A 13,234-nucleotide genomic window follows, 5' to 3' on the forward strand; every position below is an offset into this window, starting at 1 on the left:
GCCGCGCGCGTTCTCCACAGCAGAGTCTCAGCACCGAGAGCGGGGAATCGAAAGTGACAGTGTCCGATGCAGGGGGCATCACCCGGCCGCAGGCCGGGGGAGAGACCGCCCCGGAGCTGGTGATCATCTCCGGCATGTCCGGAGCCGGCCGCAGCACCGCGGCCAAGTGCCTGGAGGACCTCGGCTGGTTCGTCGTCGACAATCTGCCGCCGGCCCTCATCCCGACGATGGTCGACCTGGGCGCCCGCTCGCAGGGGGCGGTCGCCAGGATCGGCGTGGTGGTCGACGTCCGGGGCCGGCAGTTCTTCGACGACCTGCGTGCCTCGCTCGAGGAGCTGGAGAAGCGCGGGATCCGGCTGCGGGTGGTCTACCTGGAGTCCTCCGAGGACGCCCTGGTGCGCCGCTTCGAGAGCGTCCGGCGCCCGCACCCGCTGCAGGGCGACGGCCGGATCGTCGACGGCATCGCCCAGGAGCGCGACCTGCTACGCGAGCTGCGCGGTGAGGCCGACCTGGTGATCGACACCTCCGACCTCAACGTCCACCAGCTGCGGGCCAAGCTGGACGCCCAGTTCGCCGACCACGACGAGCCCGAACTGCGGGCCACCGTGATGTCCTTCGGCTTCAAGTACGGCCTGCCGGTCGACGCCGACCTCGTGGTGGACTGCCGCTTCCTGCCCAACCCGCACTGGGTCCCCGAGCTGCGGGCCCGTACCGGGACGGACAGCGACGTCGCCGACTACGTGTTCGAGCAGCCGGGCGCCAAGGAGTTCCTGGACGGTTACGCGGAGCTGCTGCGGATCGTTACCGAGGGTTACCGGCGGGAGGGCAAGCGGTACATGACGCTTGCCGTAGGCTGCACCGGTGGCAAGCATCGCAGCGTGGCCATGTCGGAGCGGTTGACCAAGCGTCTGATCGCCGACGGCGTGGAAACGGTGCTGGTGCACCGCGACATGGGACGGGAGTGACGGCGGCCCTGCACCGCCGGCAGGAGAGAAACGTGGGGTAGGTGTGACGGGATACTCGCCAGGGCGGCAGCTCCAGCACAAGGCCGCCGAGCGGGGCTCCCCGGGCTCATCGAAGTCACGTGGTACCGCGCCGAAGATCACCGCGCTGGGCGGCGGCCAGGGCCTCTCGGCCTCGCTGTCCGCCCTGCGCCGGCTCACCAGCGACCTGACCGCGGTGGTCACCGTCGCCGACGACGGCGGCTCCAGCGGCCGGCTGCGCGCCGAGCTCGGCGTGCTGCCCCCGGGCGACCTGCGCAAGGCGCTGGCCGCCCTGTGCGGCGACGACGACTGGGGCCGCACCTGGTCCGAGGTGATCCAGCAGCGCTTCACCGGCAGCGGCGAGCTGGGCGGGCACGCGGTCGGCAACCTGCTGATCGTGGCGCTCTGGGAGAAGCTCGGCGACCCGGTGGCCGCCCTGGAGTGGGTCGGCCGACTGCTCAACGTCCAGGGCCGGGTGCTTCCGATGTCGGCCGTCCCGCTGGACATCGAGGCCGTGGTACGCGGCCACGACCCGGCCCGCCCGGGCGAGCTCAGCGCCGTCCGCGGCCAGGCCGACGTGGCGGTCACCCCCGGCACCGTGCAGTCCGTGCGGCTGCTGCCCGAGGAGCCGCCGGCCGTCCCGGAGGCCGTCGAGGCGGTGCTGGACGCGGACTGGGTGGTGCTCGGCCCCGGCTCCTGGTTCACCAGCGTGCTGCCGCACCTGCTGGTGCCCGAGCTGGCCAAGGCGCTGACCGTGACCAAGGCCCGGCGCCTGCTGACCCTCAACCTGGCGCCGCAGCCCGGCGAGACCGAGGGCTTCACCCCGCAGCGCCACCTGGAGGTGCTCGCCGACCACGCCCCCGGGCTCGCGGTGGATGCGATCCTGGTGGACGAGCGGGCGGTGACCGGCGGCGCCTTCGGCCAGGCCGACCTGGCCGGCCTGGAGAAGGCGGCCGGCCGGATGGGCGCGGCGCTGGTGCTGGACCGGGTGGCGGCGGCCGACGGCACGCCGCGACACGACCCTGAGCTTCTGGCGGCCGCGTACGACCGGATTTTCCGGACACATGGAAGGATCGGCCCATGGCGATGACGGCAGCGGTGAAGGACGAGATCAGCCGGCTCCCTGTCACCCGGGCCTGCTGCCGCAAGGCTGAGGTATCGGCGATCCTGCGATTCGCGGGCGGACTCCACATTGTGAGTGGACGCATCGTGATCGAGGCGGAGCTGGACACCGGCGTTGCGGCGCGGCGGTTGCGCAAGGACCTGCTGGAGATCTTCGGGCACTCCTCGGATCTGGTGGTGATGGCCCCCAGCGGGCTTCGGCGCGGCAGTCGGTATGTGGTCCGCGTGGTGAAGGACGGCGAACTGCTGGCCCGGCAGACGGGCCTGGTGGACGGGCGAGGACGCCCGATCCGGGGGCTGCCCCCGGCGGTGGTCTCCGGCGCGACCTGCGACGCCGAGGCGGCCTGGCGCGGTGCCTTCCTGGCGCACGGCTCGCTCACCGAGCCGGGCAGGTCCTCCTCGCTGGAGATCACCTGCCCCGGCTCCGAGGCGGCCCTCGCGCTGGTCGGCGCGGCCCGTCGGCTCGGCATCCCGGCCAAGGCCCGCGAGGTGCGCGGAGCCGACCGCGTGGTGATCCGGGACGGTGACGCGATCGGCGCGCTGCTGACCCGCCTCGGCGCGCACGAGTCGGTGCTGGCCTGGGAGGAGCGCCGGTTGCGCCGCGAGGTGCGGGCCACCGCCAACCGGCTGGCCAACTTCGACGACGCCAACCTGCGGCGCTCGGCCCGCGCGGCCGTCGCGGCCGGGGCCCGGGTGCAGCGGGCGCTGGAGATCCTCGGCGACGAGGTCCCCGAGCACCTCGCCGCGGCCGGCCAGCTGCGGATGCAGCACAAGCAGGCCTCGCTGGAGGAGCTGGGCGCCCTCGCCGACCCGCCGCTCACCAAGGACGCGGTGGCCGGCCGGATCCGCCGGCTGCTGGCGATGGCCGACAAGCGCGCCTCCGAGCTCGGCCTGCCGAGCACCGAGGCCAATCTGACCGAGGAGATGGCGCTCAGCTGAGCCGTCGCCCGACGCCCTCGACCGCCCCCGGTTCCACGGACCCGGGGGCGGTCGTTTTGCGCCCTCGCGACCCCCGGTACGCACGGTCGTACGCGGGCGGTCAGGCGGCTCGCGCGGGCCTTGAGCGGCGGCGCCACGCCCTGTCTCGAGGCTTGGCGGGATGTGCCCCTGTCAGCGCCGGAGAGGTAGGGTCATGGGTGGTCGGGGACTTCCCATTTCCACTCCGCCGGCTCTGCCGGCGTACCTCAGAGGAGATCGGTTCGTGACGATCCGGGTAGGCATCAACGGATTCGGCCGCATCGGCCGCAACTTCTTCCGTGCGGTCAAGGCGCAGGGCGCGGACATCGAGATCGTCGGTGTCAACGACCTGACTGACACCAAGACCCTGGCTCACCTGCTCAAGTACGACTCGATCCTGGGCACCTTCCAGGGCGAGATCAGCCACACGGCTGACAGCATCACGGTCGACGGCAAGACCTTCAAGGTCATCGCCGAGCGTGACCCGGCCAACCTCCCCTGGGCCGAGCTCGGCGCGGACGTCGTGATCGAGTCCACCGGCATCTTCACCAGCGCTGACGCCGCGCGCAAGCACGTGACGGCCGGCGCCAAGAAGGTCATCATCTCGGCCCCCGCTTCCGGCGAGGACATCACGATCGTGATGGGCGTCAACGACGACAAGTACGACGCCGCGAAGCACACCATCATCTCCAACGCCTCCTGCACCACCAACTGCGTCGCGCCGCTGGCCAAGGTCCTGCTGGAGAACTTCGGCATCGTCAAGGGCTTCATGACGACGGTGCACGCGTTCACCAACGACCAGGTCACGCTGGACTTCCCGCACAAGGACCTGCGTCGCGCCCGTGCCGCGTCGCTGAACATCATCCCGACGTCCACGGGTGCCGCCAAGGCCACCGCGCTGGTGCTGCCGGAGCTCAAGGGCAAGCTGGACGGCACCTCGCTGCGCGTCCCGGTGCCGACCGGCTCGATCACCGACCTGGTGGTGACCCTGGAGCGCGAGGTCACCGTCGAGGAGGTCAACGCCGCCTTCCTGAAGGCCTCCCAGAGCAACCTCCAGGGCATCCTGCAGTACACCGAGGACCCGATCGTCTCCTCCGACATCGTGAACTCGCCGTTCTCCACCATCTTCGACTCGCTGATGACCATGGTCCAGGGCGACCAGGTCAAGGTCTTCGGCTGGTACGACAACGAGTGGGGCTACTCGAACCGTCTCGTCAACCTGACTACCCTCGTCGGTGGCCAGCTCTGACGCAGCGGGAGCTGACGTGATGTGAGGACCAGGGCCCGACGGCGCACCAAGCCGCCGGGCCCTGGTCCTGCCACCCTCTCCCAACGGCGGCCCGGCGCTGTGCCGCTGCCAGTGCCACCCCCACTCCTGGAGAACGAAACCGTGAAGACCATCGATGAACTCGGCGACGTGGCCGGCAAGCGGGTTTTCGTCCGCGCCGACCTGAACGTGCCGCTCTCGGGCGCCAGCATCACCGACGACGGCCGGATCCGCGCCGTCGCCCCGACGATCGCCAAGCTGCTGGAGCGCGGCGCCAAGGTGATCGTCGCCTCCCACCTCGGCCGTCCCAAGGGTGCGCCGGACCCGCAGTTCTCGCTCGCGCCGGTGGCCGTCCGCCTCGGTGAGGTGCTCGGCCGGCCGGTCGCCTTCGCGACCGACACCGTGGGCGACAGCGCGAAGGCCACCGTCGCCGCTCTGGCCGACGGCGAGGTCACGCTGCTGGAGAACCTGCGCTTCAACGCGGGCGAGACGAGCAAGGACGATGCCGAACGCGGCGCGTTCGCCGATGAGTTGGCGGCACTGTCCGACCTCTACGTGGGCGACGGCTTCGGCGCGGTGCACCGCAAGCACGCCTCGGTCTTCGACCTGCCGGCCCGCCTGCCGCACGCCGTCGGCGACCTGATCGCCACCGAGGTGGCCGTGCTCAAGCGGCTCACCGAGGAGGTGGCCCGCCCGTACGTGGTGGTGCTCGGCGGCTCCAAGGTCTCCGACAAGGTCGGCGTGATCGACAACCTGCTGGGCAAGGCCGACCGCATCCTGATCGGCGGCGGCATGGTGTTCACCTTCCTCGCGGCGCTCGGCCACGAGGTGGGCACCTCGCTGCTGCAGAAGGACCAGATCCCGGTCGTTCTGGAGTACCTGGAGCGGGCGAAGAAGAACGGCGTGGAGTTCGTCCTGCCGGTGGACATCGCGGTCTCGGCGGGCTTCCCCGACCTCAAGACCAAGGCACCCGTCGAGGATCTCGAGATCGTCGGCGCGGACGGCATCCCCGCCGGCAAGCTGGGCCTGGACATCGGCCCGAAGTCGTGCGAGCTGTTCGCCGCGAAGCTGGCCGACGCCGCCACGGTGTTCTGGAACGGCCCGATGGGTGTCTTCGAGCACCCGGCCTTCGCCGCGGGCACCAAGGCCGTCGCCCAGGGGCTGCTGGAGAGCGACGCGTTCACCGTGGTGGGTGGCGGCGACTCCGCCGCGGCCGTCCGTATCCTGGGCTTCGACGAGACGAAGTTCGGACACATCTCTACCGGCGGTGGCGCGAGCCTCGAGTACCTGGAGGGCAAGACGCTCCCCGGTCTCGCCGCCCTGGAAGGCTGAGCAATGAGTGACCGTACCCCGCTGATGGCGGGCAACTGGAAGATGAACCTCAACCACCTCGAGGCCATCCAGCACACCCAGAAGCTGGCTTTCAGCCTGAACGAGAAGGACTTCGACGCGGTCGAGGTCGCCGTCCTGGTCCCGTTCACCGACCTGCGCTCGGTGCAGACCCTGGTCGACGCCGACAAGGTCAAGGTGAAGTACGGCTCGCAGGACATCTCGGCCCACGACTCCGGCGCCTACACCGGTGAGGTCTCGGGCCCGATGCTCGCCAAGCTGAAGTGCAGCTACGCGGTGATCGGCCACTCCGAGCGCCGCCAGTACCACGGCGAGGACGAGCCGCTCGTCAACGCCAAGGTGCAGGCCGCCTACCGCAGCGGCATCGTGCCGATCCTGTGCGTCGGCGAGCCGCTGGAGGTCCGCAAGGCCGGCACGCACGTCGCGCACACCCTGGCGCAGCTGGACGGCGCGCTGGCCGGTGTCCCGGCCGCGGACGCCGAGCGGATCGTCGTCGCGTACGAGCCGGTCTGGGCGATCGGCACCGGCGAGGTGGCCACCCCCGAGGACGCGCAGGAGGTCTGCGCGGCGATCCGGGCCCGGTTGGCCGAGCTGTACTCCGCCGAGCTGGCCGACAAGGTCCGGGTGCTGTACGGCGGTTCGGTCAAGTCCTCGAGCGCGGCCGGCCTGATGGCCAAGCCCGACGTGGACGGCGCACTGATCGGCGGGGCCTCGCTTGACGCCGACGAGTTCGTCAAGATCGTGCGTTACCGCGAGCAGGCAGTAGGCTAACGCCCCCGCAGCAACGTAGTCTTTGGGGCCGGACCGCCTTTCGGCGGTCCGGCCCTCGCCAATGAGCCAATGTACGAGAGAGTTGGTCCCGTCGTGATCCTCGGGTTCTCGATTGCCCTGATCATCTTCAGCCTGCTGATGATCCTCTTGGTGCTGCTGCACAAGGGGAAGGGCGGCGGCCTGTCCGACATGTTCGGTGGCGGCTCGATGTCTGCCGGTGGCGGTTCGGCCGTGGCGGAGCGCAACCTCGACCGCATCACCATCCTGGTGGGCCTGTGCTGGTTCGCCTGCATCGTGGTGCTCGGCCTGCTGATCAAGGTCAAGAGCTGAGCCTTCCGCAGGGCCGGAGGGGGTGCGGACAGATCCTTATCTGCTCCGTACACTAGGACAACTTGCCAACACGGTCCGCAGCGGGCGGCCGGTCGGTGGGCGGATGTGGGGCCGGCCCTCGGGGCACGGCCGACAACACCTGGGCAGTCCCAGGCGGATAGCGGCACGCAGGGAGTCAGACCGTGGCAAGTGGCAACGCCATCCGTGGCAGCAGGGTCGGGGCAGGCCCGATGGGTGAGGCGGAGCGCGGCGAGTCCGCTCCCCGCAACCGGATCTCCTTCTGGTGCGCCAACAAGCACGAGACGCGCCCCAGCTTCGCCGCCGAGGCCGTCATCCCGGACACCTGGGACTGCCCGCGCTGTGGCTTCCCGGCCGGGCAGGACGAGGAGAACCCGCCGGCTCCCTCGCGCAACGAGCCCTACAAGACGCACCTCGCGTACGTCCGTGAGCGCCGCACCGACGCCGATGGCGAGGCGATCCTGGCCGAGGCGCTGGCCAAGCTGCGCGGCGAGATCTAAGCAGTACCAGCCCGAACAGGTCCTGCCGTCGACGGAGTTTGACGGCGGGACTTTTTTGGATCACCATTCCACTAACTGCTTAGTGAAATGGTGATGCTGATGGGTGGGGATCTCATGACCGGGCCTCAAACCGCTGGGGAGGCCCTGGGTTCGGGTGAGCGCTCCGGGCTGCGGCCGCGTGGGCTGGGCTGGTTGATGTGGCGTCAGCACCGCTTGGCGGCCTGGCTCTGGCTGGCCGCGGTGCTCGCTGCACTGGTCGGCTTCCTGCTCCTGCGCAGCGCGATGGTCGACTTCATCGACGGCCACCACATCGCGGGCTGCGCCGAGATCAGCGACGTCGCGAGCTGCCAGCAGCCCTCGACGCAGCAGGCCGTCGAGTACTTCCGGGCGCAGTACGGCGAGTTGCTCAAGGGCATCGGCGCGCTGCTGCTGCTCCTGCCGGCGCTGCTCGGCGTGCTGGTGGGGGCTCCACTGCTGTCCCGCGAGTGGGAGAGCGGGACGTGGAAGCTGGTGCTGGCGCAGCAGGTCACGGTGCGGCGCTGGCTGGTGGCGAAGATGCTGACCATCGCGCTGCTCTGCGGTCTTGGCTCGGCCGTGCTGATGGGGCTCTTCCACTGGCTCTGGCTGCCCTCGGCCAACGAGGTCTCCGGCATCTCCTGGTTCAGCATGACCTTCGTGGTCTCCGGCGGCCCGGTGCTGGTCGCCACCGTGCTGCTGGCGCTGGCGGTCGGGATGACCGTGGGCGCGCTGCTGCGCCAGGTGGTGCCGGCGATGGGCACCACGCTGGTGCTGGTGGTGGCGCTGCAGTACGGGCTGTCGGTGCTGCGGCCCTATCTGTGGGGGTGGCACACCGAGCTGGTCTCGATGTCGGAGCTGCCCAACAGCACCTGGGGGATCGCCCAGGGCTTCCTGCGGGCGGACGGCACCCGGTTGCCCTACGACATGTGCTCGCCGGGCAACACCGGCTTCCCGGAGTGCGCCTCGGGCGGCAGCGCCGGCCTGCGCGAGTTCACCGACGTGCACCACGCGGCTGACTACTGGCCGCTGCAGCTGGTCGAGTCGGGGATCTGCCTGGTGCTGGTGGCGGCCCTGGTCGTCTTCACCCTGCGCTGGACCGACCGCCGGTCGGGCTGAGACCCGGGTGCTGAGACACGGGTGTTGAGACACGGGTGGGGGCGGCGAGCCAGGCTCGCCGCCCCCACCCGTCCGTGCGCGGGACTCCGTCAGGCCGAGGCCGGCGGATAGAGCTGCGGCGGGATCTTCGACGCCGCGGCCCGGTCGAGCAGCCAGAGCGTCCGGCCGGTCCCGTACGCGCCGGAGGCCGGCGCCAGCAGCTCGCCCGGTCCGGACAGCGCCAGCGCGACCGCGTCGGCCTTGTCCTCGCCCGCGGCCAGCAGCCAGACCTCGCGGGCCGTCCGGATGGCCGGCAGGGTCAGCGAGATCCGGGTCGGCGGGGGCTTGGGCGCGCCGCGCACCCCGACCACCGTGCGCGCGGTCTCCCGCACGCCCGGGTGCTCGGGGAAGAGCGAGGCCACGTGGGTGTCCGGGCCGACGCCGAGCAGCAGCACGTCGAAGGCCGGCACCCGGCCGCGGTCGTTGGGACCGGCGGCCTTGGCCAGCTCCTCGGCATACCGTGCGGCGGCGGCCTCCACGTCGGTGCCGTCCGCGCCGTCCGAGGCGGGCATCCAGTGCACCCGGGCCGGGTCCAGCGGGACCCGGGAGAGCAGCTCGTCGGCGGCCTGCACGGCATTGCGCTCCGGGTCCGCGGAGGGCACGAAGCGCTCGTCGCCCCACCACAGGTCCAGCCGCGACCAGTCGACCGCGTCCCGGGCCGGGGAGGCGGCGATGGCGGCGAGCAGCGCGTTGCCGTTGCGGCCGCCGGTGAGCACTACGGAGGCGGCGCCCCGGGCGGCCTGCGCGTCGACGATCTTGGTGATCAGTCGGGCGGCGGCCGCCTGGGCCATCAGCTCCTTGTCGCGGTGCACGACCAGCTGGGGGATGTTGGTCATCCGGCGCTCCGCTTGCGAGGGGCCGCCTTCTTGGCGTCCTTCTTCGCCGCGGCGGGCGCCTTCTCGGCGGTCGGCAGCTGGGCGGTGGCGGTCACCCCGGGGTGGGCCGCCGAGGCCTCGACGGCGGCCTCCACGGCGGCCTCGACGGCCTCCGCGGTGCTCGCCTCGGACTCGGCCTCGGCCGCCTCGACGGCCGCCTCGGCCGCCCGCCGCTCGACGCCGGTCGGCTCGTTGAGCCGGTCGACGCCGGTGCGCACGGCCGCCGCGTAGATGTCGTCCGGGTCGAGCCGGCGCAGCTCCTCGGCGATCAGCTCGGCGGTGTCCCGCCGCTTGAGCGCCACCATCCGGTCCGGCGCACCGGGGATGGAGAGCTTGCCCATCAGGCCGTCCGGGCGGTCGAGGACGATCTCGCCGGCCGTGCTGCGCAGCCGGACCGCGGTGATGCCCGGCCCGTCGGTGACCACCCGCTCGACCGGCACCCGAAGCCGGTCGGTGAGCCAGAGGCCGAGCAGCTCGACGCTCGGGTTGTAGGACTCGCCCTCCACCACGGCCGAGGTGACCGTGGTGGGCCGCTGGTCCAGGGCGGCGGCCAGCATGGAGCGCCAGCCGGTGATCCTGGTCCAGGCGAGGTCGGTGTCGCCCGGGGTGTAGCTGGCGGCCCGCAGGGCCAGCTGGTCGACCGGGGACTCCGCCGTGACCGCGTCGGTGATCCGGCGCTGGGCGATGGCGCCGAGCGGGTCCTGCCCGGGGTGCGCGGGCGCGTTCTCGGGCCACCAGACGACCACCGGAGCGTCGGGGAGCAGCAGCGGCAGCACGACGGACTGCGCGTGCGAGACCAGCTCGCCGTGCATCCGCAGAATCGCCGTCTCGCCCGAGCCGGTGTCGGCGCCGACCAGGATCTCGGCGTCCAGTCGGGCGCCGGCCCGGGCCCGCGGGGAGCGGCCGGCCCGCTTGATGACCGCCAGTATCCGCGAGGGGTGCTCGCGGGAGGCGTCGTTGGCGGCCTTGAGGGCGTCGTAGGCGCTGCCCTCGTCGACCACGATGACCAGGGTGAGCACCATGCCGGCCGCGGTGGAACCGCTGACCCGCCGGGCGTCCATCAGGGCGTTGTTGATCTTGCTGGACGTGGTGTCCGTCAGGTCGATCTTCATGGCCGGCGCCAGCTCCTGCCGTCTCGTGCGAGCATCTCGTCGGCCTCCGCGGGCCCCCAGGTCCCGGCGGGGTACTGCGCGGGCTTGCCGTGGGCGTCCCAGTACTTCTCGATCGGGTCGAGGATCTCCCAGGAGAGCTCGACCTCCTGGTGGCGCGGGAAGAGGTTGGCGTCACCCAGCAGCACGTCCAGGATGAGCCGCTCGTACGCCTCCGGGCTGGACTCGGTGAAGGACTCGCCATAGGCGAAGTCCATCGTGACGTCCCGGACCTCGAACGAGGTGCCCGGCACCTTGGAGCCGAACCGCACGGTCACGCCCTCGTCCGGCTGCACCCGGATCACCAGGGCGTTCTGCCCCAGCTCCTCGGTCGCGTAGGAGTCGAACGGCAGGTACGGCGCGCGCTGGAAGACCACCGCGATCTCGGTCACCCGGCGGCCCAGGCGCTTGCCCGTGCGCAGGTAGAACGGGACGCCCGCCCAGCGGCGGTTGTTGATCTCCAGCTTGATGGCCGCATAGGTGTCGGTCTTGGAGTTGGGGTCGATGCCGTCCTCGTCCAGGTACCCGACCACCTCCTCGCCGCCCTGCCAGCCGGTCGCGTACTGGGCGCGCACGGTGTGCAGGCCGAGGTCCTTGGGCAGCTGCACGGCGCTGAGCACCTTGAGCTTCTCGGCGACCAGGGCCTTGGGGTGGAACGAGGCCGGCTCCTCGATGGCGGTCAGCGCCATCAGCTGGAGCAGGTGGTTCTGGATCACGTCACGGGCCGAGCCGATGCCGTCGTAGTACCCGGCCCGGCCGCCGATGCCGATGTCCTCGGCCATGGTGATCTGCACGTGGTCCACGTAGGACCGGTTCCAGATCGGCTCGAACATCGAGTTGGCGAAGCGCAGCGCCAGGATGTTCTGGACCGTCTCCTTGCCGAGGTAGTGGTCGATCCGGAAGACCTCGTCACGCGGGAAGACCTCGTGGACGACCTTGTTCAGCTCCTGGGCGCTCTCCAGGTTGTGGCCGAACGGCTTCTCGATCACCGCGCGGCGCCAGGAGCCGGGCGGCGGGTCGGCCAGCCCGTGCTTCTTCAGCTGCTGGACCACGTTGGGGAAGAACTTCGGCGGCACCGACAGGTAGAACGCGAAGTTGCCGCTCGTCCCCTGGGCCTTGTCGAGGTCCTCGATGGTCTCGCGCAGCGTCTCGAAGGCGGTGTCGTCGTCGAAGGTGCCCTGGACGAAGCGCATGCCCTTGGCGAGCTGCTGCCAGACCTCCTCGCGGAAGGGCGTGCGCGCGTGCTCCTTGACGGCGTCGTGCACCTCCTGCGCGAAGTCCTCGTCCTCCCACTCGCGGCGGGCGAAGCCCACCAGTGAGAAGCCCGGCGGCAGCAGACCGCGGTTGGCCAGGTCGTAGATGGCCGGCATCAGCTTCTTGCGGGACAGGTCGCCGGTGACCCCGAAGATCACCAGACCGGACGGGCCCGCGATGCGGGGCAGCCGGCGGTCGGCGGGGTCGCGCAGCGGGTTCGAGGGCGGCAGCGGGCTGGTGCCGCCCTGCTGCCCGTCCGTCCCTTCCAGATCAGGAAAGGCCTGTGCATTGCTCACTGGTGGGCTCCGCTCTCAGTGCGTCGTGTGAGCAGGGGTCACTTCTCGGCGGCGAAGGCGGCCAGCGAGGCGGTCACCGTGTCGAGCAGCTCGACCCAGGAGACCTCGAACTTCGAGACGCCCTCGTCCTCCAGGACCTGGACCACGTCGTCGTAGTCGACGCCGGCCGCGGCGATGGCGTCCATCACGGCCTGGGCGTCCGCGTAGTTGCCGGTGATGGTGTCACCGGTGATCGTGCCGTGGTCGCCGGTGGCGTCCAGGGTGGCCTCGGGCATGGTGTTGACGGTGCCCGGGGCGACCAGCTCGGTCACGTACAGGGTGTCCGGCAGGGCCGGGTCCTTGACGCCGGTGGAGGCCCACAGCGGGCGCTGCGGCTTGGCGCCGGCGGCCTCCAGGGCCTTCCAGCGCTCGCCGGCCGGGCGCTTGCCGTCGACCGAGCCGAAGACCTCCTCGTACGCCTGGTAGGCGAGGCGGGCGTTGGCCAGCGCGGCCTTGGAGCGCAGCTTGACGGCGTCGCCGCCGATCGCGTCCAGGCGCTTGTCGATCTCGGTGTCCACCCGGGAGACGAAGAACGAGGCCACCGACTCGATCGAGGAGAGGTCCAGGCCCTTGGACTTGGCGTGCTCCAGACCGGTCAGGAAGGCGTCGATGACGGCCTTGTAGCGCTCCAGCGAGAAGATCAGCGTGACGTTGACGCTGATCCCGCGGCCGATCACCTCGGCGATCGCGGGCAGGCCGGCCTTGGTCGCCGGGATCTTGATGAACACGTTCGGGCGGTCCACCAGCCACCACAGCTGCTTGGCCTCGGCCACGGTGGGCGCGGTCTGGTGGGCCAGGCGGGGGTCGACCTCGATGGAGACCCGGCCGTCGCGGCCGTTGCTGGCGTCGTAGACCGCGCGCAGCACGTCGGCCGCGTCGCGGACGTCCGAGGTGGTGATCATGCGGACGGCCTCGTCCGTGGTGACCTTGCGGACCGCCAGGTCGCGCAGCTGGCCGTCGTAGGAGGTGTCCTTGCCGCCGATGGCCTTCTGGAAGATCGTCGGGTTGGTGGTGACACCGACCACGTGCTTGCTCTGCACCAGCTCGGCCAGGTTGCCGGAGTTCAGCCGCGTACGGCTGAGGTCGTCCAGCCAGATCGCAACGCCCTCGTCGCTGAGGCGCTTCAGTGCGTCAGTCATGCTGCTCAGTCC

General features: G+C 71.1%; 13 protein-coding genes. 9 read left to right on the plus strand and 4 right to left on the minus strand.

Annotation, left to right across the window (positions count from 1 at the left end):
* Window positions 1-59 precede the first annotated feature (59 nt).
* The 9 genes from rapZ (at window position 60) to P3T34_RS27940 (ending at window position 8,432) form a co-directional block, all read left to right on the plus strand.
* Entirely contained in the window at window positions 60-965 is a 906-nt protein-coding gene (gene rapZ, locus P3T34_RS27900; RefSeq protein ID WP_280668783.1) for an RNase adapter RapZ, read from the plus strand.
* Between the two features lie 136 nt (window positions 966-1,101).
* Window positions 1,102-2,073, plus strand: coding sequence for a uridine diphosphate-N-acetylglucosamine-binding protein YvcK (gene yvcK / locus P3T34_RS27905; protein WP_280672446.1), 972 nt, complete (start codon window positions 1,102-1,104; stop codon window positions 2,071-2,073).
* Window positions 2,064-3,044, plus strand: a complete 981-nt coding sequence (gene whiA / locus P3T34_RS27910) for a DNA-binding protein WhiA (RefSeq protein ID WP_280668784.1) — start codon at window positions 2,064-2,066, stop codon at window positions 3,042-3,044. Before yvcK ends, whiA begins: the two co-directional genes overlap by 10 nt.
* Before the next feature lie 262 nt (window positions 3,045-3,306).
* Window positions 3,307-4,311: a type I glyceraldehyde-3-phosphate dehydrogenase gene (gene gap / locus P3T34_RS27915; RefSeq protein WP_280668785.1), complete on the plus strand. Its 1,005-nt coding sequence runs from the start codon at window positions 3,307-3,309 to the stop codon at window positions 4,309-4,311.
* Window positions 4,312-4,452: 141 nt separating this feature from the next.
* Window positions 4,453-5,661, plus strand: coding sequence for a phosphoglycerate kinase (locus P3T34_RS27920; protein ID WP_280668786.1), 1,209 nt, complete (start codon window positions 4,453-4,455; stop codon window positions 5,659-5,661).
* A 3-nt stretch (window positions 5,662-5,664) separates the two neighbouring features.
* The gene (gene tpiA / locus P3T34_RS27925) at window positions 5,665-6,450 is read left to right on the plus strand and encodes a triose-phosphate isomerase (RefSeq protein ID WP_280668787.1); all 786 of its coding nucleotides are present in this window, start codon (window positions 5,665-5,667) and stop codon (window positions 6,448-6,450) included.
* 93 nt (window positions 6,451-6,543) lie between these two features.
* Window positions 6,544-6,780, plus strand: a complete 237-nt coding sequence (gene secG / locus P3T34_RS27930; RefSeq protein ID WP_280668788.1) for a preprotein translocase subunit SecG — start codon at window positions 6,544-6,546, stop codon at window positions 6,778-6,780.
* A gap of 182 nt (window positions 6,781-6,962) precedes the next feature.
* Window positions 6,963-7,298: an RNA polymerase-binding protein RbpA gene (locus P3T34_RS27935; RefSeq protein WP_280668789.1), complete on the plus strand. Its 336-nt coding sequence runs from the start codon at window positions 6,963-6,965 to the stop codon at window positions 7,296-7,298.
* A gap of 114 nt (window positions 7,299-7,412) precedes the next feature.
* The gene (locus P3T34_RS27940; RefSeq protein ID WP_280668790.1) at window positions 7,413-8,432 is read left to right on the plus strand and encodes an ABC transporter permease subunit; all 1,020 of its coding nucleotides are present in this window, start codon (window positions 7,413-7,415) and stop codon (window positions 8,430-8,432) included.
* A gap of 89 nt (window positions 8,433-8,521) precedes the next feature.
* On the opposite strand, the gene pgl is transcribed toward P3T34_RS27940, so the two are convergent.
* From pgl to tal, 4 genes are all read right to left on the minus strand, one after another.
* Window positions 8,522-9,307 (minus strand): 6-phosphogluconolactonase, encoded by a 786-nt coding sequence (pgl, locus tag P3T34_RS27945; RefSeq protein WP_280668791.1) that lies wholly within the window; start codon window positions 9,305-9,307, stop codon window positions 8,522-8,524.
* Window positions 9,304-10,458, minus strand: coding sequence for a glucose-6-phosphate dehydrogenase assembly protein OpcA (gene opcA / locus P3T34_RS27950; protein WP_280668792.1), 1,155 nt, complete (start codon window positions 10,456-10,458; stop codon window positions 9,304-9,306). Before opcA ends, pgl begins: the two co-directional genes overlap by 4 nt.
* Window positions 10,455-11,978 (minus strand): glucose-6-phosphate dehydrogenase, encoded by a 1,524-nt coding sequence (gene zwf, locus P3T34_RS27955; RefSeq protein ID WP_280672448.1) that lies wholly within the window; start codon window positions 11,976-11,978, stop codon window positions 10,455-10,457. The genes opcA and zwf overlap by 4 nt, the downstream gene beginning before the upstream one ends.
* Window positions 11,979-12,082: 104 nt before the next feature.
* On the minus strand, window positions 12,083-13,222 hold the full coding sequence (gene tal, locus P3T34_RS27960; protein WP_280668793.1) for a transaldolase: 1,140 nt from the start codon (window positions 13,220-13,222) through the stop codon (window positions 12,083-12,085).
* Between the last annotated feature and the right edge of the window lie 12 nt (window positions 13,223-13,234).

This window comes from Kitasatospora sp. MAP12-44, from assembly GCF_029892095.1.
Classification (GTDB): domain Bacteria; phylum Actinomycetota; class Actinomycetes; order Streptomycetales; family Streptomycetaceae; genus Kitasatospora.